Annotated in this window: 19 protein-coding genes; 11 read left to right on the forward strand and 8 right to left on the reverse strand. The window is 65.8% G+C overall.

Features of this window, described 5'->3' with window-relative positions; all coding sequences use genetic code 11:
• The first annotated feature begins 42 nt into the window (after positions 1-42).
• Genes CDN36_RS09495 through CDN36_RS09505 form a run of 3 tightly spaced genes read left to right on the forward strand, consistent with a single transcriptional unit; the run spans position 43 to position 1,999 of the window.
• Complete coding sequence (locus CDN36_RS09495) at positions 43-699, forward strand: cytochrome b/b6 domain-containing protein (protein WP_287496599.1); 657 nt, start codon at positions 43-45, stop codon at positions 697-699.
• 24 nt (positions 700-723) lie between these two features.
• Positions 724-1,548, forward strand: coding sequence for a molybdopterin-dependent oxidoreductase (locus tag CDN36_RS09500; RefSeq protein ID WP_287496600.1), 825 nt, complete (start codon positions 724-726; stop codon positions 1,546-1,548).
• 43 nt (positions 1,549-1,591) lie between these two features.
• Positions 1,592-1,999, forward strand: a complete 408-nt coding sequence (locus CDN36_RS09505) for a hypothetical protein (protein ID WP_287496601.1) — start codon at positions 1,592-1,594, stop codon at positions 1,997-1,999.
• A gap of 173 nt (positions 2,000-2,172) precedes the next feature.
• Here CDN36_RS09505 and modC read toward each other — a convergent pair whose 3' ends face one another.
• The 4 genes from modC to CDN36_RS09525 all read right to left on the reverse strand — a co-directional run bounded on the left by modC (position 2,173) and on the right by CDN36_RS09525 (position 6,222).
• Positions 2,173-3,279 (reverse strand): molybdenum ABC transporter ATP-binding protein, encoded by a 1,107-nt coding sequence (gene modC / locus CDN36_RS09510; protein ID WP_287496602.1) that lies wholly within the window; start codon positions 3,277-3,279, stop codon positions 2,173-2,175.
• Positions 3,269-3,967: a molybdate ABC transporter permease subunit gene (gene modB / locus CDN36_RS09515; RefSeq protein WP_150557023.1), complete on the reverse strand. Its 699-nt coding sequence runs from the start codon at positions 3,965-3,967 to the stop codon at positions 3,269-3,271. The genes modC and modB overlap by 11 nt, the downstream gene beginning before the upstream one ends.
• Positions 3,968-4,280: 313 nt before the next feature.
• Positions 4,281-5,117, reverse strand: a complete 837-nt coding sequence (modA, locus tag CDN36_RS09520; RefSeq protein ID WP_287496603.1) for a molybdate ABC transporter substrate-binding protein — start codon at positions 5,115-5,117, stop codon at positions 4,281-4,283.
• Positions 5,118-5,541: 424 nt separating this feature from the next.
• Positions 5,542-6,222: a TetR family transcriptional regulator gene (locus tag CDN36_RS09525; RefSeq protein WP_150557021.1), complete on the reverse strand. Its 681-nt coding sequence runs from the start codon at positions 6,220-6,222 to the stop codon at positions 5,542-5,544.
• Positions 6,223-6,718: 496 nt separating this feature from the next.
• On the opposite strand from CDN36_RS09525, the gene CDN36_RS09530 reads away from it, so the two are divergent.
• From CDN36_RS09530 to CDN36_RS09560, 7 genes are all read left to right on the forward strand, one after another.
• Positions 6,719-7,954, forward strand: a complete 1,236-nt coding sequence (locus CDN36_RS09530) for an efflux RND transporter periplasmic adaptor subunit (RefSeq protein WP_150557020.1) — start codon at positions 6,719-6,721, stop codon at positions 7,952-7,954.
• Between the two features lie 15 nt (positions 7,955-7,969).
• Complete coding sequence (locus CDN36_RS09535) at positions 7,970-11,149, forward strand: efflux RND transporter permease subunit (protein WP_287496604.1); 3,180 nt, start codon at positions 7,970-7,972, stop codon at positions 11,147-11,149.
• Positions 11,150-11,152: 3 nt separating this feature from the next.
• On the forward strand, positions 11,153-12,643 hold the full coding sequence (gene adeC, locus CDN36_RS09540; RefSeq protein WP_150557018.1) for an AdeC/AdeK/OprM family multidrug efflux complex outer membrane factor: 1,491 nt from the start codon (positions 11,153-11,155) through the stop codon (positions 12,641-12,643).
• A gap of 401 nt (positions 12,644-13,044) precedes the next feature.
• On the forward strand, positions 13,045-13,302 hold the full coding sequence (locus tag CDN36_RS09545) for an acyl-CoA-binding protein (RefSeq protein WP_150557017.1): 258 nt from the start codon (positions 13,045-13,047) through the stop codon (positions 13,300-13,302).
• A 954-nt stretch (positions 13,303-14,256) separates the two neighbouring features.
• Complete coding sequence (locus CDN36_RS09550) at positions 14,257-15,126, forward strand: PilW family protein (RefSeq protein ID WP_287496605.1); 870 nt, start codon at positions 14,257-14,259, stop codon at positions 15,124-15,126.
• A complete protein-coding gene (locus tag CDN36_RS09555) occupies positions 15,105-15,734 on the forward strand; it encodes a pilus assembly PilX family protein (protein WP_287496606.1) in 630 nt (209 codons plus the stop codon). The genes CDN36_RS09550 and CDN36_RS09555 overlap by 22 nt, the downstream gene beginning before the upstream one ends.
• Positions 15,724-16,305 (forward strand): GspH/FimT family protein, encoded by a 582-nt coding sequence (locus CDN36_RS09560; RefSeq protein ID WP_287496607.1) that lies wholly within the window; start codon positions 15,724-15,726, stop codon positions 16,303-16,305. Before CDN36_RS09555 ends, CDN36_RS09560 begins: the two co-directional genes overlap by 11 nt.
• Positions 16,306-16,338: 33 nt before the next feature.
• On the opposite strand, the gene CDN36_RS09565 is transcribed toward CDN36_RS09560, so the two are convergent.
• The 3 genes from CDN36_RS09565 to CDN36_RS09575 all read right to left on the reverse strand — a co-directional run bounded on the left by CDN36_RS09565 (position 16,339) and on the right by CDN36_RS09575 (position 17,663).
• Positions 16,339-16,851: a DUF3318 domain-containing protein gene (locus tag CDN36_RS09565; protein WP_174966471.1), complete on the reverse strand. Its 513-nt coding sequence runs from the start codon at positions 16,849-16,851 to the stop codon at positions 16,339-16,341.
• A gap of 13 nt (positions 16,852-16,864) precedes the next feature.
• On the reverse strand, positions 16,865-17,248 hold the full coding sequence (locus CDN36_RS09570; protein ID WP_287496608.1) for a phage holin family protein: 384 nt from the start codon (positions 17,246-17,248) through the stop codon (positions 16,865-16,867).
• A 106-nt stretch (positions 17,249-17,354) separates the two neighbouring features.
• Positions 17,355-17,663, reverse strand: coding sequence for an ElaB/YgaM/YqjD family protein (locus tag CDN36_RS09575; RefSeq protein ID WP_150557011.1), 309 nt, complete (start codon positions 17,661-17,663; stop codon positions 17,355-17,357).
• A gap of 207 nt (positions 17,664-17,870) precedes the next feature.
• On the opposite strand from CDN36_RS09575, the gene CDN36_RS09580 reads away from it, so the two are divergent.
• Positions 17,871-18,509: a peroxiredoxin gene (locus CDN36_RS09580; RefSeq protein ID WP_150557010.1), complete on the forward strand. Its 639-nt coding sequence runs from the start codon at positions 17,871-17,873 to the stop codon at positions 18,507-18,509.
• A gap of 251 nt (positions 18,510-18,760) precedes the next feature.
• Here CDN36_RS09580 and CDN36_RS09585 read toward each other — a convergent pair whose 3' ends face one another.
• Positions 18,761-19,954, reverse strand: coding sequence for an acyl-CoA dehydrogenase (locus tag CDN36_RS09585; RefSeq protein WP_150557009.1), 1,194 nt, complete (start codon positions 19,952-19,954; stop codon positions 18,761-18,763).
• Between the last annotated feature and the right edge of the window lie 226 nt (positions 19,955-20,180).

The raw sequence follows: 20,180 nt of genomic DNA on the forward strand, positions 1-20,180 counted from the left end.
GACACTGGCTTCATCGACGCCAACCCGGCGATGGAGGTCCCGATGTCCGATCTGTCCGCCCTCACGAAGCCCGCGCCGCCGGCCGCGCCGGGCGCTTCCTCGCCTTGCGTGCCGCCGCGCCGCGTCCAGCCGGGCTGGCTGCGCATCACCCACTGGCTCAACGTACTCGCCGTCATCGTGATGGCGACGAGCGGCTGGCGCATCTATAACGCCTCGCCGCTGTTCGATTTTCGCTTCGCGAACGGCATCACGCTGGGCGGGTGGCTCGGCGGCGCGCTGCGCTGGCACTTCGCGGCCATGTGGCTGCTCGCCGCGAACGGCGCGGTCTATCTGCTGATGAACGTCGGCAGCGGGCGCTTTGGCCGCCGCTTCTTCCCGCTAACGGCCCGCGGCGTGCTGCGCGACGCACTCGCCGCGCTGCACGGCCGCCTCTCGCACGACGATCCGCGCCACTACAACCAGGTGCAACGCGCGGCCTATCTCTTCGCGGTGCTCGATCTCGCGTTGCTCGTGGCGTCGGGCCTCGCGATCTGGAAGCCGGTGCAGCTCGGCTGGCTGTGCATGCTGTTCGGCGGCTTTCAGGGAGCGCGATGGATTCACTTTCTGGCGATGACAGCTCTCGCCGCATTCGTCGCCGTCCACGTTGCGATGGTGGCGCTCGTGCCGCGCACGCTGCGCACCATGATTACCGGCCGGTGAGCGCATTCGATCAGGAGAAATGCCATGACACTCGAGCGAAAGCCCGCTGGGCCGGCTACCCCGGCCGGCGTACCCATTGTGCGCGACGGCGACGCGATCCTGCGCGAAGCCCGCGCCCTGGTGACACGCCGCGTTGCCGAACCGTCGCGCCGCGCGTTTGTGTCGCGCACCCTCACGCTCGGCGGCGTGGCCCTGCTCTCGGGGTGCTCGCTGGAGGACAACGCGGGCGTCGAATCGGCGCTCGACAAGTTCTCGCGCTGGAACGATCGCGTGCAGGCCGCGCTGTTCCGGCAGGACGTGCTCGCACCGACCTTTCCCGCGTCGCGCATCACACGTCCGTTTCCATTCAACGCGTTTTACTCGGTGGACGAGGCGCCCGTCGTCGACGAGTCGGATTACCGGCTCGAGCTCTCCGGGCGGATCGCCGATCGCGCGCCGTGGACGCTCGACGGTCTGCGTCGCTTCGCCGCGCCGCGCATGGTCGACCAGATCACGCGTCATGTGTGCGTGGAGGGGTGGAGTGCTATCGGGCGCTGGGGCGGGGTGACGTTCGCAGACTTCCTGCGCCGCGTCGGTGCGGACACGACGGCGCGATACGTCGGTTTCAAGTGCGCCGACGATTACTACACGAGCATCGACATGCCGACGGCGCTGCATCCGCAGACGCTGCTCGCGCTCACCTACGACGGCCAGACGCTGCCGGGGGCTTATGGCTTTCCGATGAAGCTGCGTATCCCGACGAAGCTCGGCTACAAGAATCCCAAGCATATCCGCGCGATATTCGTGACCGACACGTTTCCCGGCGGGTATTGGGAGGACCAGGGCTACAACTGGTTCGGCGGCAGTTGAGGCGGTCGCCGGAATTCACGGGAATGCCGGCACGCACGACTGCATGGCAGTGGAACGCCTGCGATGCGTTCGCGCTGCACTCACTCACACCTGGAGGTTCACGACGATGAAGACGCGATATCTGGCAGCAATGGCAATGACGATGGCGGCGGCGCTCGGTACGGGCGCGGCATTCGCGCAGGAGGCCATGAGCAAGGGCGATGCCATGAGCAAGGGCGATGCCATGAGCAAGGGCGATGCCATGAGCAAGGGCGATGCCATGTCCCGGGGCGGTGCCATGAGCAAGGACATGGACAAGCGCGGCAAGATGTCCGGGGTCGACGCCATGGGAGGGCACGACGCCATGTCAAAAGGCGGTGCCATGAGCAAGCACGACGCCATGGGCAAGGGTGACGCCATGGGCAAGGGCGATGCCATGGGCAAGGGCGACGCGATGAGCAAAAGCCGGTAAGCGCTCGCAGCGGAACGACAAAGGCGCCGCCGCGGGGGACCGTCGCGGCGCCTTTGCCGCTGGCTTGCGCCGCTGGCTTGCGTCGCTGGGTTGCGTCGCCGAATTACTCCGTCGGGCCCGGCCGTCGAGTCTGGCCGTTGAGCCATGCTGCCGATGCGCGGCGAAGGAACGCATTAGCGTGTCAACGCGACCGACTTGATCAGCAGATACACGTCGCGCCCCGGAGCGAGTTGCAACTGGTCGGCGGAGTAGCGCGTGATGCGCGCATGCACCGCCGTGCCGGCGGCATCGCCGGCGAGCGTGGCGGCCACTTCCACTGCGTCGCCGAGCTCGCGCAACGTGGCAACACGCGCGGGCAGCACGTTGAGCACGCTGGTGTTTACCGGCGGCGAGCTTGCCACGGCCACGTCGCGCGCGCGCACGAGAATGCGGCACGCATCGCCCGCCGCGGCGCCCGTGTGCGGCACCCGCAGCCGGACAGCGGGGTTGCCGTTCACGGCCAGTTCCGTCAGACCATACCGCGCGTCGTGCGCCACGATGCGCGTCTCCAGCACGGTGCCCGGGGCTTCGGCCGTACCGTCGAGCGCGTCGCGATGCACGTTGAGCACGTCGGCGGGCCCGCCCTGCATGATCGTCCTGCCCTCGCGAAACAGCACGACCTGGTCGGCGAGCCGCATGACTTCGTCGAGCGAATGCGTGACGTACAGCACCGGCAGCCTCAGCTCATGACGAATGCGGTTCAGGTAGTCGAGCACTTCGAGGCGCCGCGCGTGGTCGAGCGAGGCGAGCGGCTCGTCCATGAGCAGCAGGCGCGGGCACGAGAGCAGGGCGCGGCCGATGCCCACTCGCTGCCTCTCGCCGCCGGAGAGCGCCCCGGGGCGGCGCGCGAGCAGATGGCCGAGGTCGAGCACCTCGACCACGTGCTCGAGCGCGATGGCACCGGGGCCGGCAGCAGCCACGTCGCGGCGTCGCAGCCAACGCCCGAACAGCAGGTTCTGACGCACGCTCAGGTGCGGCAGCAGGCGAGCGTCCTGAAACACGTAGCCGATGCGCCGGCGCCAGGCCGGCAGGCAAACCCTGGCGGCGCTGTCGAACAGTACCTGGTCGCCCACGACGATGCGTCCCGCGTCCGGCTTGAGCAGCCCCGAGACCGCATTGACGACCGTGCTCTTGCCGCTGCCCGAGGGGCCGAACAGCGCCGTGACGCCCGTGCCGGCCGCGAAAGCGGCGTCGAGCGCAAATGCGCCGAAGCTGTGCTGAATGCGAACGTCAACCGTCATAACCGAGGGCCTTGCGATTGCCGAAGCGGATCATCACTTCGGAGAAGACGAGTGTGGCCACGGCCAGCACTACCGAGATGGCGCATAGGCGCCAGACCATCGCGTCGCCGTCGGGCACCTGAGTGGCGGTGTAGATCGCGAGCGGCAGCGTCTGCGTCTGGCCGGGAATGTTCGAGACGAACGTGATCGTCGCGCCGAATTCGCCGAGCGCCCGTGCGAACGCCAGCACGAAGCCATGCAGCACGCCCGTGGACGTGAGCGGCAGCGTGACCGTGAGGAACGTAAGCCAGGGACCCGCGCCGAGTGTCTGGGCAGCTTGCTCGAGCCGGGTGTCGGAGGCTTCGAGCGCCTGGCGGATCGCACGCACGAGCAGCGGGAAGCCCATCACGCCGGCGGCCAGCGCGGCGCCCGTCCAGCGGAATGCGAAGGTGAAGTGGAACCACTCGCGCAGCAACCGGCCGATGGCGCCTTGCGCGCCGAACAGCACGAGTAGCGCGAAGCCCACTACCACCGGCGGCAGCACGAGCGGCAAATGAAGGACGGCGTCGAGCAGCGCCTTGCCCGGGAATTGTCGACGGGCGAGCACCCAGGCAGCGGCGTAAGCGAAGGGCAGGCTGCAAAGCGTGCCCCACAGCCCGACGCGCAGGCTAAGTTCGACGATGCCCCATTCTTCCGGTGTAAGACTCATGGACATACGGACCAGGGTGAGTGAAGTTGCGGCATCGGCGCATGGGGACGCACCGACGCGGTACATGGCAATGTCGGAACACTTCCGAAAGCGCCGAAAAGCGTCGGTCGCGCCGAAATCTCCCTCGGGATCGCGCCGGGGATCGCGCCCGGATCGCGGCGGACGACGCCGGCGGCGGTACGTCAGCCGCCGACTCGTGTGGTGCGCACCCCCCGAGAGCACGATGATGCGATCGACGCGATTGACGGGATCGACGCGATTGACGGGATCGAAGCGATCGATGTGATCGACGTGATCGGCGTGATCGACGTGATTACGGACGCCCGAAGCCGTAGCGCTCGAACGTGGCCTGAGCCGCCGGCGTCTGCAGGAATTGGTAGAACGGCTCGGCGTCGGTGCGATTGGCCTGCTTCGTGAGCGCGACCGGATAGACGATCGGCGCGTGACTGTCGGCCGGGAACGTGCCAGCGATGCGCACGCGCTTTTCAGCGTTCGCGTCCGTCTTGTAGACGATGCCGTAAGGCGCCTCGCCACGCGCGACGAGCAGCAGCGCGTTGCGCACGTTGTCGGCGGCCGCGACCTTGCCCTGCACCTTCGGCCAGACGCCGAGCTTCTCGAGCGCCGCCTTGCCGTACAGACCCGCCGGCACGTGAGCCGGATCGCCCATCGCGAGCCGGCCGTTGCCCAGCCTCGCATCGAGGTCCGTGCCCGGCCTCAGGTCGATCTCGCCCGTGGTCGTGGCCGGGGCGATCAGCACCAGTGCATTGCCGAGCAGATTGCGGCGCGTGGACGCGTCGATCAGATCGTGCTTCTGCGCGTAGTCCATCCAGTCCTGGTCGGCGGAAATGAACACGTCGGCCGGTGCGCCCTTTTCGATCTGGCGGGCGAGCGTGGAGCTGGCGCCATACACCAGCACCGGCTTCTTGCCGGTTTGCCGGGCGTAGGCCGCGCAGAGGTCGTCGAGCGCGTCCTTCATGCTGGCGGCAGCGAAGACCTGCTGCGCGCCAGCGTGGCCGGCGAGGCACAGACTCGCGAGGGTGGCGACGGTGACCAGGGCGCGGCGCAGCGGCGCGGCACGGCGGCGGGATGCGCGGGCGCTGTGCAGCTCGCGGGACGGGAATTCGGAACTCGCGGTTACGGCGGCTTTCACGGACATGGTCTCCAGCGTGTGGTGTGGTGGCTACGGTGGCTAGGGTGGCTAGGGTGGCTAGGGTGGCTACAGGGCGGCCGGGGGCCGCCGGGCTGCCGGGGTCCGGCGCAGGGCTGTCGGGAACCGGGCATTGTGGGCGCGTCGCCCCGGGCGGCGGCCGCCGGCAATGCGTTGTGTAGGATTATATATAACGCTATGGGACTGTACAGATATACGAGGTATCACCTCGCGCGAATACCCCCGGATGCGGGGCAAGCGCGCGGACAAGCGGAAAAATCGGGACGTTCTTCGCTTCGGCGGGCCGGCCGCCGTTGCCCGGGAGGGCCAGGGGAAGAAGAAAAAACAGGCGCCGGATGCCGGGGCCTGCTAATTAATATATGTAGTAACTCGCGAGCCTGCCGACCCACTCCCGCGCCGGGCGAGTTCAGGAGGGGCCGGGCGCCGTCGTGGCGGGCGAGCGCGCCGGGCCGTCCGGCTTGAGCATGGCCGGGCTTGTGCGCAGCATGTCGAAAAAGCCGTCGACCACGGCGTCGCATTCCTGCCCCAGATCGTAGTCGGGCAGGAACAACCAGTCCGACATCATGCCGACCACCAGCGCATGCAGCATGATCGCCGCGCGTCGGGTGTCGAGCCTTTCCGGAAGTTGCTTTCGCTCGATGGCGCGCTCCATGTCCTTCATGATGCGGGCCTTGCCGTCGGCACAGGCCTCGCGCTGGCGCTCGAGCACCGAGAGCATTTCCTCCGTGTATTCACACTTGTGGAACAGAATGTCCAGCACGCGGCGGCGGCGCTCGTTGCGCGCCGTTTCCTTGAGCACGAGCTTGCAGATTTCGTGCATGCGCAGCATCGGATCACCGTCCTCGGGCTCGGTGCACTCTTCGTCGATCATGCGCTCCATCGGCAGACGGATGCGATCGGTCATCGCGTTGAACAGATCGATCTTGTTCTTGAAGTGCCAGTAAATGGCGCCGCGGGTGAGGCCGGCGGCTTCGGCGATGTCGGCGAGCGACGTGCGCGACACGCCCTTTTGCGCGAACACCGTCTCGGCGGTGTCAAGCAACAGATTGCGGGTCTCGATCGCTTCCTCTTTGGTTCTGCGGGCCATCTCTCGTCACAGGGCGGCTCAAACAGCCGGATTTACGCGAAATGCGAGGCAAATGTGATGGAAATGCGATGTAAACCGGGCCGCACTTTGGTGCGACGCAATATGATTTACATACATTCATGAATGTATCTATAATAGCAGCCGCTTGCTCTATTGCACAGGGTACATTTAAGCTCCTCCGTCTAAGGGAAACACCTCAGATGATCTGAGGAGCGAATCGACCGGGAAGTGCCATGCGGCGCTCTCTCGTCATCGCCCTGGTGTCCCGGAGCCTGTTCGACGATCTCATACGAGTGCCAGAGCGCGCGGCGATGGCCGCGCACCCGGGGGCGTCTTGATGGCCGCTTGGCGGCCTTTGTCCGGCAGCCCGCTCACCCGGGCCTCAGGCACTCGCCGACCCGCCTTGCGCGACGGGATTGCGGACCGGCCTTCGCCGTCGCAATCGTCGCAGCACTTGTCATTTTGTTTGACCGCATTCCATTTATCGGGGGCGTATATGCACGTCAAGAGAAGTTCACTGGGGATGGTCACTGCCGTAACACTCGCGGTCGTGACCCTGGCCGCGTGCGGCAAGAAGCCGCCGCAGCAGCAGGCCATGGTGCCGGAAGTCGGCGTCGTGACGCTGCAACCCCAGAACGTAACACTGACGACCGATCTGCCCGGACGTACTTCGCCTTTCCGCGTGGCGGACGTGCGCGCGCGTGTCGACGGCATCGTGCTCAAGCGCGATTTCACCGAAGGCGGTGACGTCAAGGCAGGCCAGCGTCTGTACAAGATCGATCCGGCAACGTATCAGGCCGCTTACGAGAACGCCAAGGCCACGCTCGCCAAGGCGGTCGCGAACCAGGCGTCGGCCAAGCTGCTCGCCGATCGCTACAAGCAGCTCGTGGCGGTGGAGGCGGTGTCGAAGCAGGACTACGACAACGCCGTGGCCGCCGCACTGCAGGCCGACGCCGACGTCCAGGCCGGCAAGGCAGCGGTCGAGACCGCGAAGATCAATCTGGGCTACACCGACGTGCCGGCGCCGATCTCGGGCCGCACGGGGTTGTCGCAGGTGACCGAGGGCGCGTATGTGCAGGCGGGCGCCGCCACGCTCATGACGACCGTGCAGCAGATCGACCCGATGTACGTGGACGTGACGCAATCGGCCGCCGACGGTCTGCGTCTGCGCCGCGCACTGGCCGAGGGCAAGCTGCAGAGCGCGGGCAAGAACGCCGCGCGCGTGGAGCTGACCCTTGAAGACGGCACGACGTATCCGCTCGAAGGCAAGCTGCAGTTCTCGGACATCACCGTCGATCAGGCGACCGGCTCGGTGACGGTGCGCGCCATCTTCCCGAACCCGAACCGCGAGTTGCTGCCCGGCATGTTCGTGCACGCACGGCTCGCCGAAGGCGTGAAGGAAGGCGGCCTGCTCGTGCCGCAGCAGGGCGTCACGCGCGACCAGAAGGGTCAGCCGACGGCCCTGATCGTGAACAAGGAAGGCAAGGTCGAGCTGCGTCAACTGGTCACCGATCGCGCGATCGGCGACAAGTGGCTGGTGAGCTCGGGTCTGGCCGCCGGCGATCAGGTCATCGTGTCCGGCCTACAGAAGGTGCGCCCGGGCGCGCCGGTGAAGGCGGTTCCGGCGCAACTGCCGGGTAGCGGGGCGCAATCGCCCGCAGGTGCGAGCGCGCCGGCCGCCGCCGCCCCCGCATCGCAGGCGAACGCCGCCTCGAGCGCCAAAGCCCAATAACGCGGAGCCTCATTCATGGCAAAGTTTTTTATCGATCGCCCGATCTTTGCTTGGGTGATCGCCATTGTCATCATGCTGGCCGGTGCGCTTTCGATTCTGAAGCTGCCGGTCTCGCAATACCCGCCGATCGCGCCGCCCTCGGTACAGATCACCGCGACCTATCCGGGCGCTTCGGCGCAGACCGTGCAGGATACGGTCACGCAGGTGATCGAGCAGCAGATGAACGGTATCGATCACCTCGAGTACATGTCGTCGACGTCCGACGGCTCGGGTACCGCTCAGATCACGCTGACGTTCGCCCAGGGCACTGACCCGGACATTGCGCAGGTGCAGGTGCAGAACAAGCTGCAGCTCGCCACGCCGCTGCTGCCGCAGCAGGTGCAGCAGCAGGGCATCAAGGTCGCCAAGGCGACCAAGAACTTCCTGCTGGTGATCGGCGCGTATTCGGAAGACGGTTCGATGTCCGACATCGACCTTGCGAACTACATCGCGGCCAACGTGCAGGATCCGATCAGCCGCGTGAACGGCGTGGGTCAGGTGCAGTTGTTCGGCTCGCAGTATGCAATGCGCATCTGGGTCGATCCGCAGAAGCTCAACGGCTATAACCTCACGGTCATCGACGTCTCGAACGCCATTCAGGCGCAGAACGTGCAGGTCTCGGCCGGCGAGCTGGGCGGTGCGCCGGCGGTAAAGGGCCAGCAGCTCAACGCGACCGTGATGGCGCAAAGCCGTCTGCAGACGCCTGAGCAGTTCCGCCGGATTCTGCTCAAGGTCAACAAGGACGGCTCGCAGGTGCGCCTGGGTGACGTGGCGCGTGTCGAGCTGGGCGGCGAGTCGTATCAGATCGTGGCCCGATACAACGGCAAGCCCGCCGCGGGTCTGGCCATTACGCTGGCCACCGGCGCGAACGCGCTGCAAACGGCCACGGCCGTCAAGCAGCAGGTGAGCGAGCTCGAGCAGTACTTCCCGGCCGGCATGAAGGTCGACTACCCCTACGACACCACGCCGTTCGTGAAGATCTCGATCGAGGAAGTGATCAAGACCCTCATCGAAGGTATCGTGCTGGTGTTCCTGGTGATGTACCTGTTCCTGCAGAACCTGCGGGCGACGATCATCCCGACGATCGCCGTGCCCGTGGTGCTGCTCGGTACGTTCGGCATCATGGGCGCCGCGGGCTTCTCGATCAACACGCTGTCGATGTTCGGTCTCGTGCTGGCCATCGGTCTGCTCGTGGACGACGCCATCGTGGTGGTGGAAAACGTCGAGCGGGTGATGGCCGAGGAGGGGCTCAGTCCGAAGGAAGCGACGAAGAAGGCCATGGGGCAGATCGTCGGCGCGCTGGTGGGCGTGGCGCTCGTGCTCTCGGCGGTGTTCGTGCCGATGGCGTTCTTCGGCGGCTCGACCGGCGCCATCTATCGCCAGTTCTCACTGACCATCGTGGCGGCCATGGCGCTGTCGGTACTCGTGGCCATCGTGCTCACGCCGGCCATGTGCGCGACGATTCTCAAGCCGATCAAGAAGGGCGAGGTGCACGAGAAGCGCGGCTTCTTCGGCTGGTTCAACCGCACCTTCGACAACGGTTCGAAGAAATACCAGGGCCAGGTCCAGCGCATTCTCAAGCGCGGCACGCCGCTCGTGATCGTCTACGTGGTCATCGTGGCGGCCGTGGGCTTTCTGTTCGTGCGTATGCCGACCGCCTTCCTGCCGGACGAGGATCAGGGCTACTTCTTCAACATCGTGCAGTTGCCGCCGGGCGCCACGCAGGAGCGCACGCTCGGCGTGATGAAGCAGGTGGAGAAGCACTACCTCGAGCAGGAAAAGGACGCCGTGCGTTCGATCTTCACGGTGACGGGCTTCGGCTTCAACGGCCGCGGTCAGAACGTGGGTATCGCCTTCACGATGATGCGGCCGTGGGATGAGCGCCAGTCGTCCGACCTCAAGGTGCAGTCCGTGATCGCCCGCTCCTATCAGGCTTTCGCGAGCGTGAAGGACGCGATGATCTTCGCGATCAACCCCCCGTCGGTGCCCGAACTCGGCAACGCGGGCGGTATCGACTTCGAGCTGCAGGATCGTGCCGGCCTGGGCCACGACGCGCTCATGGCCGCTCGCAACCAGTTCCTGGGCATGGCCGCGAAGAACCCGAACCTCGCGAACATGCGTCCGAACGGCCTCGAAGACACGCCGCAGTACAAGGTGGACGTCGACGAGGAGAAGGCTTCGGCGCTCGGTCTGTCGATCGCCGACGTGTACACGACGCTCTCGGCGTCGTGGGGCTCGTCTTACGTGAACGACTTCATCGACCACGGTCGCGTGAAGAAGGTCTACGTGATGGCCGAGCCGAAGGACCGCATGTTGCCGCAGGACATCAACAAGCTGTACGTGCGTAACTCGAGCGGAACGATGGTGCCCTTCTCGGCGTTCGCGACCGGCAAGTGGATTTACGGCTCGCCGCGTCTGGAGCGTTACAACGGGGTGCCTGCCGTGGAAATCCAGGGCGTGCCGGCGCCGGGCAAGTCCTCGGGCGACGCCATGCGGGCGGTCGAGGAAATCGCCAAGCAGCTGCCCCCGGGCATCGGCCTGGAGTGGACGGGGCTGTCGTTCGAAGAGCGCATCTCCGGTGCACAGGCCCCGGCGCTGTATGCGATCTCCATCCTGATCGTGTTCCTGTGTCTGGCGGCGTTGTATGAAAGCTGGTCGATCCCGTTCTCGGTGATTCTGGTGGTGCCGCTGGGCGTGTTGGGCGCGCTGCTGGCCGCCACGCTGCGCGGGCTGTCGAACGACGTGTACTTCCAGGTGGGTCTGTTGACCACCGTGGGCCTGTCGGCGAAGAACGCGATTCTGATCGTGGAGTTCGCCAAGGATCTGCAGGAGCAGGGCCGCACCCTGATGGAAGCGACGATGGAAGCGGTGCGCCTGCGTCTGCGCCCGATTCTGATGACGTCGATGGCGTTCATTCTCGGCGTGTTGCCGCTCGCGATTTCGAACGGCGCCGGCTCGGCCTCGCAGCACGCCATCGGTACCGGCGTGATCGGCGGGATGCTCGCGGCGACGTTCCTCGCGATCTACTACGTGCCGCTCTTCTTCGTGCTGGTGCGCAAGCGCTTCGCACATGAGGATCTGGACACGGTGGAGCATCCGGAAGCGCGTCACGACAATCCGGAAGCAACCGACGGCCCCGCCAAGGAAGGAAACTGACCTATGAAGCACAAAGCATTGCCGATGGCCTTGGCGGCAGCGTTCCTGGCAGGATGTACCCTCGCGCCGCACTATGAGCGGCCCGAGGCGCCGATCGCCACGACGTACCCCAACGGCCCGGCCTACAAGACGCCCGCAGGGGCGAACCAGAACGGCACCGCCAACGCCAATGCGGTGGCAGCCGCCGACCTGGGCTGGCGTGACTTCTTCACCGATCCTCGTCTGCAGAAGCTGATCGAGATCGCGTTGCAGAACAACCGCGATCTGCGTGTCTCGATGCTCAACATCGAAGCCGCGCGTGCGCAGTACCAGATCCAGCGCTCGGCGCTGCTGCCCTCGATCGGGGCGGCGGGGCAGGCGTCGGTGCAGCGCTCGCCGGCCGACCTGTCCGCGTCGGGGCGTGCGGGTATCAGCCGCAGCTATCAGGTGGGCGTGGGCTTCACGTCATACGAACTCGATCTGTTCGGCCGCATCCAGAGCCTGAAGGACCAGGCGTTGGAGACGTACCTCGCGACCGAGGACACGGCCAAGGCGGCGCACATCACGCTCGTCTCGGAAGTGGCGACGGCCTATCTGACGTGGCTTGCCGATCAGGAACTGCTGCGGCTCACGGCCGATACGCTCAAGAGCCAGCAATCGTCGTATGACCTGACCAGGCGCAGTTTCGACGTGGGTACGGTTTCCCGGCTGGACCTGCGCCAGGCGCAGACGCCGGTCGATACGGCGCGCGCGAATTTCGCGCAGTACACGCGCCAGGTCGCACAGGACGAAAATGCGCTCGCGCTGCTCATCGGCCAGCCGCTGCCGGCCGATCTGCCGCCGGGCCGTCCGCTCGACGGGCAGGGCCTGCTGGCCGATCTGCCTGCCGGGCTGCCGTCCGACCTGCTGCTGCGCCGTCCGGACGTGACGGCGGCCGAGCACACGCTCAAGGGCGCCAACGCCAATATTGGCGCAGCGCGTGCGGCGTTCTTCCCGTCGATCTCGCTCACGGCGAGTGCCGGCACGGCAAGCGCATCGCTGAGCAACCTGTTCAAGGGCGGGCAGGGGGCATGGTCGTTCGCACCGACCATCACGCTGCCGATCTTCGCGGGCGGGCAGAACATCGCCAACCTCGATCTGGCCAAGGTGCAAAAGCGCATCGAGATCGCCAACTACGAGAAGGCGATTCAGACGGCGTTTCGCGAGGTGTCCGACGGACTTGCCGCCCGCGGCACGCTCGACGACCAGATCGCGGCGCAGGAGTCCCTCGTCAAGGCGAGCGAGGAGAGCTACAAGCTCTCGGAGCTGCGCTACCGCAACGGCGTGGACAGCTACCTCAATGCGCTGGTCTCGCAACGCTCGCTGTACTCGGCGCAACAGACGCTGATCGCCACGCGCCTTGCTCGCTGGACCAACCTCGTCACGCTGTACAAGGCGCTCGGCGGCGGTTGGGAAGAGCGCACGGCGCCGGCGAACGCCGAGGCGGCGTCGGCGCCGGCCGCCGCTGCGTCGTGATCGTTGACGTGGGGCGGGCGAAGTACGAGAAGTGCGAGAAGTGCGAGAGGTGCGCTAGTGCACGAGGTGCGCGGGCGGTGTGAGCCGCCCGTTCGCCCTCGCCGTGACGCAAATCTCGATCGTCCAAAAAAATCAAGACGCCCGGCCGAGCCCGGGCGTTTTGCATTCTCGCGCAGCAAAAGGCCTTCGATCCTCTCGGTTCCCGAGAGGTTTAGATGCACGCTTCTACGCTCTCCCCTACCTCGTGCGGCGCTTCGTCGCTATCCTGATCGCGTTGTATTCGCAACACCTCGAGCGTCGCCGCGCGTGCTTTCCTGCACGCTTTCGCATGCTTTTCGATGCGTCGGCGAGGTGTCGCACGAGGCACATACAAGCTGACGGTTTTTCCAGGGAGAGACATCATGAGCGATCTGCAAGCCCGCTTCGACGAGGCGGTAGCCCAGTCGAAGACGCTGCCCGAGCGCCCCGACAATTTCACGCTGCTGCGCATTTACGCGCTCTACAAGCAAGGCACCGAGGGCGACGTGAGCGGTGCGCGCCCCGGCATGACCGACTTCGTCGGCCGCGCCAAGTACGACGCCTGGGAGATGCTCAAGGGGCAGCCCAAAGAGGAAGTGCAGCAGCGTTACATCGAGCTCATCAATTCGCTCAAGGGTTGAGAGGCGGGATCGGGCACCAGTGAGGAACGCGGTGACCGCGCCCTGTGGCAAGCCAGGACGGCGACTTCGGTCGCCGTTTTTCATGCCCGCTCGGTTGGCGCGTGCAGAAATCGTCGTGGCGACGAGGGGCTGCGGGCGGTGAGGGCATTGAGGGTACTGAAGACCTTCGGAGCGCTGCGTGCGGGAAGTGTGGTGGCTCATGGAGGGGTGGGTTTCGCGGTGTCGTCCGATTGGCGTGCGAGGGGCGGTGCGCGACGATGGACTCGTCATCAACGAGACGAGGAATCGCACCATGCAACAGGATCGACGACATCAGCAGCGCCGTGTAGACCGGCAGACCTTGCGCGACCGGCTCGGTGTGTGCCTGGGGGCGTTGGCCAAACGTCGGCGGCGCGCGCCGGCGCGAGACGCCGGGCACCGCCGGGCAGGCACGCCTTGGCCCGAGAGGCCACCGGTTGCCGCCACGGGGCAGTGCGAGCGTGCCAATGATCGATCCGCGCGATCAGGGCGACCGGGGCGATCGCGGCGATCGCGGCGATCGGGGCGGCTCGCACGCGGCGCAGCGTTACTCGAAGTCACGGTAACGCTGGGGGCGTTCATGGCCGGCGTCGAGGGCTTTTCCCGATGGCAAGCGGCGGGCGCGACGTCGCCGACGACACTGGCTTCGCCGTCACGCACGGGACCTCCCGGCGGGAGCGCAGCCATCGGCCCGGCACGCGCCGTACCGGTCGCCGGTGCACTGGCGCACGGCAGCGCGAGGCGCGCATGGTGAGCGTCATCCAAATGCTCGCCGGAAGCGCGCTCGTACTTGACGCGGCAGGCCGCAAGGCGGCGCCGCCGGCACGCGAGAACCCGGGCGGTCGCGCCTCGCCAAGATTTCCCATGCCACCCGTGCCGGCCATGCCGCGCCGGCGGCGCACGGCAGGCTTCACGCTGCTGGAGTGCGTCGTTGCCATGCCGCTGGGGCTGTTGATCGTGATGGCCGCGACCGCGGTGTATCTCGCTGGGCTGCGATTCTGGCGCACGCAGGCCGAACGATACGATGTCAACGAACGTGCAGTCTTCGCGCTGACACAGCTCTCGCGCGCGGTGGCGATGGCGGGCTACCGGAATTGGGATCCGATCGAAGGTGGCGTTGCACCGCCGGAGGGCGGCAGACGGGAGTGGCCATCGATACGAGCGAGCGCGGAGTGCGCCGGCACGGTCGAAAACTGTCCTCGTCGCGGCTGGCAAGGCAGTTCGCTGCTCGAGGTGCAATACCACGGTGCGGGCTTCATCAAGGGCAACGGGGCGGTTCAGAATTGCGCCGGACATCGTGCCATCGGCATCGCCCGAACCAGCGAACGTCATCGCAGCCATTTCTATGTCGACAAGGGCGAGGACGGCGTCCCTTCACTCTTTTGCCGTTATGGAGACGAGCGGACGTTGCCGCCGAGGTTGCATCCCGCGCAGGTGCTCGTGGGCGGGGTCGAAGCGATGTACGTCCGCCTGGGGTTTCGGTCGGGCGCGTCGGATGCCTTACGCTGGACGGACCCGATCAAGAGCGCGCGCGGCAAGCCACCGGTCGCGCCGCGCGGCGAGGGCGGCTGGGAGAACGTGGCGGCGGTGGCGATATCGCTGGTCATGCGAGGCGCGCCGCGACGGGGCGGCAACGTGCGCGCCGTGCGCGTCGTGGAGGTCTTTGACGCGTCGTCCGGTGGTCGCACCTTCCGGCAGATGAACGGCGTCGGCGACGTGCATCTGCATGTATTCAACGTGGTGATCCCTCGTCGCAATGACGGCGGCATCGGCGAGGCGGCAGCATGGTTGGCGTCTTCATGGTGATGTGGCTGGCGGCACTCATGGCGTTGGCGGCGTCGGGCATGCAGCATCGGCAGTTGGCAAATCGTTTCATGGCGTTCGCGAGCGATCGCGTGAAGGCCTTCGACGCGGCGGATCGAGCGCTGGCGCAAGCGCGTCATCGGCTCACCGACGGCCCGGAAGCGAGCGAGATTTCGCGAGTGCCGACCTTCCAGGCCGGGCCGAACGGCGTGTTGCCCGCACAGCAGCGCGACGCCGACTGGTCGAGGCACTGGCGGTCCCGATGGCAGACGGTCGATTGGGAGCGCGCCGACGCGGTCGTGCGGGTCCACAAGGCTCGTTACTTCATCGAGCGAATCGCGTTCACCGCATACGAGGCGGATGACGGCGCGCGTAACGTCCCCGTGCGCCGCTACCGGGTAAGTGCAATGGGTTGCGGCGACATGCCGGGCACACGCGTCTATCTCCAGGCGATCTATGAAGTTCGTCGCCGCCAGCCGCAGCGGCACGACAGTGCGGGGCCATCGTTTGCGCTGCGCCCGCTCAGTTGGCGAGAGGTGGTGTCGTGGGACGACAGCGCGGTCAAATCGTCGACAGGGACCGAGCATCGCGGGCGTTGCGATGACGCGTGAGCGGGCCGGTGAAGGCCAACGGTTCCGTGAGCGCGCGGCACGATCGGCGCGCGCATCGCAACGCCTTCAAGGGGCGCGCGGCCTCACGCTGCTCGAATGCGTCATCGTCGTACTCCTGCTGGCCATAGCGCTGCTGGCGGCGTCGCCTTCCATCGAGTCTGCGCGCCGTCGGGTGTCGGTGGACATCACCGCGCGCGCGTTGCTTGCATCCATGCAGGCCGCCCGTGCCGAGGCGCTCGGCAGGCACCAGCGCGTGGCGATGGCGCCGAACGACGGGCGAACGCTGAGCAGCGGATGGATGACGTTCGTCGACAGCAACCGCAACGATCGCCTCGACGCGGGCGAGCGACTGCTGGGACGATACGCGCCGCTGCCGCAGGGCGTCCAGATCGAAGCGCGATGGGGACTGTACGGAACGCCGGGACTAGCGTTTGCGGAGGATGGCTTTATCCGGACGGAACACCGCAACTGGGTGTCGGGCACTGTGCGGGTGACCGGGCACGGCCGGCGCATCTGTATCACGATCAATGCCTATGGCCGGCCGCGCATCGCCCGGCGTTGCGCCCCCTAGTCCGGATGCTCGGATGCGCCGGGCGGCATGGCGTTACATCATGGGTGGTGTGCCGCCGCCATGGGTTTCGGCTCGGGGAGCGCGTGGACCGCCGGGCTGTTCCTCCGTGGCCTCATCCTGGGGTGTGCGCGCCGAGGACTTCGTCGATTCCTGCCATAGCTTGATGCCCTGCCAGGCCAGCACGCCCAGCCCGCCCCACTTCAGCGTCCGGCGTACCACGCGCCCGACGGGCGTATGCGAGAGGCCGGTGAGAGCCAGGGAGGCGACCGAGCTCACGAGCGGATAACGTTCGAGCAGCCCCCCGAGCTTCAGGCCGGAATTGGCGAGGCCGCTAATGCCCGAGAGCTTTGCAAAGCCACCTGGGAGCAGATAACGGATCCAGCGGAAATTGCGCAGGCGCTCGCGCGTGACGTGCGAGGCTTGAATCAACTCGGCGCGTTCGACGGCAATACGCGTGAGAACAAGCTCCTTGCGAATCGCAAGCAGTTCGTGACGTGAGCGTCGCGACGGCCGGGGGCGGCGGCGGCGATTCGATTCCAGCGGCACGGGCAGATCTCCTTCAGTCCGGACGCAGTGCGTCGCGGTCCTTTTCGAACTCGGCCAGTGTGGCCTCGAAGGGCATCGGAGCATCGCGCAGAATGTTGCGGGCGCGCAGGGCACACCACGCGGCGAGCAACAGATACACGACGAAGACGCCCGTCATGGCCTGCAGGCGGTAGGTGTCCCAGAAAATCACGATCACCAGCGCGGTCAGGGACACGAGGGCGAGCACGCCAAAGAGCATCGCGGTCAGGCCGAGGAAAGCCACGCCCATCAGGCGTTCCTTTTCTTCGGTCAGTTCGATGCCGATGAGTTCGATGCGCGACTGCACGATCTCGAGCATCGCACCGGCAAGTCGCCGCAGCGAGGGCCGCGGCGGGTTCGTGCGATCATTGTCGGTCATGGGCGGGTCTTGAGCTGAGCTCGGGTGGCCGCCCGATCCGTCGCTCCGATCAGGCGGACGCCACCCCGGGCGGAGTGGGCGAAGACAGACTTACGCCGGCGCACGCTTACTTGCGATTGAGCAGCAAGCCGATCACCACGCCGATGCCGGCCGCAATGCCCACGGCCTGCCACGGGTGGTCGTGCACGTAGTCATCGGTGGCGCGAGCGGCTTGCTTGCTCTTTTCCACGACGACGACTTGCACGTCGGACGCTTTTTCCTTGGCTTGCTTGAGCAATGCCAGGGCCTTGTCGCTCAGTTCGGAGGCGCGCTCACCGGTCGTGTTGGCGGCTTGTTTGAGCAAATCTTCGGCGTCGGCCAAGACGGTTTTGATATCGGTCATGAACTTCTCCTTGTTGGTGTGCGATTGCGACATGGTCGTTGCCCGTGTTCCTGGGGGAAGAGAATGCGAAGGGGAATGACTGTTATCGTAACCCTTTCGACGTGTCGTTGCCATAAAACAACACCGCGCCGAGGCTATATTTCCAATAATTATTTGCAACAAATTTTTTATTCGTTCTGGCTAAGCTTAGCATCCTTTAGTCTTTACCCACTCAGTTGAAGGATCTCAAGGAGACCGTAAATGACTCTGCGTTTGGGTGACATCGCTCCCGACTTCGAACAGGATTCGTCCGTCGGCAAGATCAAGTTTCACGAATTTCTCGGCGACAGCTGGGGTGTGCTGTTCTCGCACCCGGCCGACTATACGCCGGTGTGCACGACCGAACTGGGTCTGACCGCCAAACTCAAGGGCGAGTTCGAAAAACGTAACGTGAAGGCCATCGCACTGTCGGTCGACGACGTCGAGTCGCACAAGGGCTGGATCAACGACATCAACGAGACGCAGAATACCTCGGTCAACTTCCCGATTCTGGCCGACGGCGACCGCAAGGTTTCGCAGCTCTACGACATGATCCACCCGAACGCCAACGAGACGCTGACAGTGCGTTCGCTGTTCGTGATCGATCCGAAGAAGAAGGTGCGTCTGATCATCACGTATCCGGCCAGCACGGGCCGCAACTTCGACGAAGTGCTGCGCGTCATCGACTCGCTGCAACTGACCGACAACTACTCGGTGGCCACGCCGGGCAACTGGAAGGACGGCGACGATGTCGTGATCGTTCCGTCGCTCAAGGACGAGGCCGTGCTCAAGGAAAAATTCCCGAAGGGCTACAAGGCCGTGCGCCCGTATCTGCGTCTCACGCCGCAGCCGAACAAGTAATCCGGCGCAGCATCGCAGACGAGAAAGCCAGCGTGAAAACGCTGGCTTTTTGTTTGGTACGCGCCGTCGCCCGGGGGATTGACGGCCCGCGGAGTGCGGCCTGAGAAACGACGCGTACCAGACAAGTCGGCAGGGCTCGGCGCCGCGCGCGGCCTCGCATCATGCTGCCGATTGATGCGAGGCGTGCCGGGCAGACGTGACGGGCAGGCGGGCAATGCGCCGAGCCCGCCATCCAACGCGAGACGGGCCTCTCAGAAAAATGCCTGAATGCCCGTTTGCGCGCGGCCCAGGATCAGCGCGTGGATGTCGTGCGTGCCCTCGTAGGTGTTGACCACTTCGAGGTTCACGAGGTGACGCGCGATGCCGAACTCGTCCGAAATACCGTTGCCGCCCAGCATGTCGCGGGCCAGACGCGCGACATCCAGTGCCTTGCCGCACGAATTGCGCTTCATGATCGACGTGATTTCGACGGCCGCGGTGCCTTCGTCCTTCATGCGGCCCAGACGCAGACAGCCTTGCAGGCCCAGCGTGATTTCGGTCTGCATGTCGGCGAGCTTCTTCTGAATGAGCTGGTTCGCCGCGAGCGGGCGGCCGAACTGATGACGGTCAAGTACGTACTGGCGCGCCGTGTGCCAGCAGAACTCGGCGGCGCCGAGCGCGCCCCAGGCGATACCGTAGCGTGCGGAGTTCAGGCAGGTGAACGGACCTTTGAGGCCCGAGACGCCCGGCATCAGGTTGTCTTCCGGCACGAACACCTGGTCCATCACGATCTCGCCGGTGATCGACGCGCGCAGGCCCACCTTGCCGTGAATGGCGGGCGCCGACAGCCCCTTCCAACCCTTTTCCAGAATAAAGCCGCGGATTTTCTCTTCGCCGTCGTCGTCGGCGAGTTTGGCCCAGACGACGAACACGTCGGCGATCGGCGAGTTGGTAATCCACATCTTGCCGCCGGTCAGTTCATAGCCACCGGGGACTTTCCTGGCGCGCGTGGTCATGCCGGCCGGATCCGAGCCGTGGTTCGGCTCGGTCAGGCCGAAGCAGCCGATCCATTCGCCGCTGGCGAGTTTCGGCAGATATTTCTGCTTCTGCGCTTCGCTGCCGAATTCGTAGATCGGCACCATGACGAGCGACGACTGCACCGACATCATCGAACGGTAGCCCGAGTCCACGCGTTCGACTTCGCGGGCGATCAGACCGTAAGCGACATAGTTCAGGCCGGGGCCGCCGTACTGTTCGGGAATCGTCGGGCCGAGCAGGCCGATCTCGCCCATTTCGCGGAAGATCGCGGCGTCGGTGCGCTCATGGCGGAACGCTTCGAGCACGCGCGGCGCGAGCTTGTCGTTCGCGTAAGCGGCGGCGGCGTCGCGAATCATGCGCTCGTCGCTGGTGAGCTGCGCGTCGAGCAACAGCGGATCTTCCCAATTGAACTGTGCATTGCCTGCCATGACCTATCTCCTCCGATGTCCTCGAAAACTCACAACCACGCAGTGACGCGATCCGTGCCCGCCGGCTCCTGCCTTTTTACCGGCGCCCGAACGCTTGACGAAAGTTCCGCAATGCGGAACAATGTTCTGAAATCGAAGTTAGTTTAACACTAAACTTTTTTGCCCGGCAACGGCATTGTGGGCCTTGATGTGCGCGAGGTGCCGTGGTCGCCCCCTACGAACCGGA

This window comes from Pandoraea sp. CB10b_02 (assembly GCF_002216225.1).
Lineage (GTDB): Bacteria > Pseudomonadota > Gammaproteobacteria > Burkholderiales > Burkholderiaceae > Pandoraea > Pandoraea nosoerga.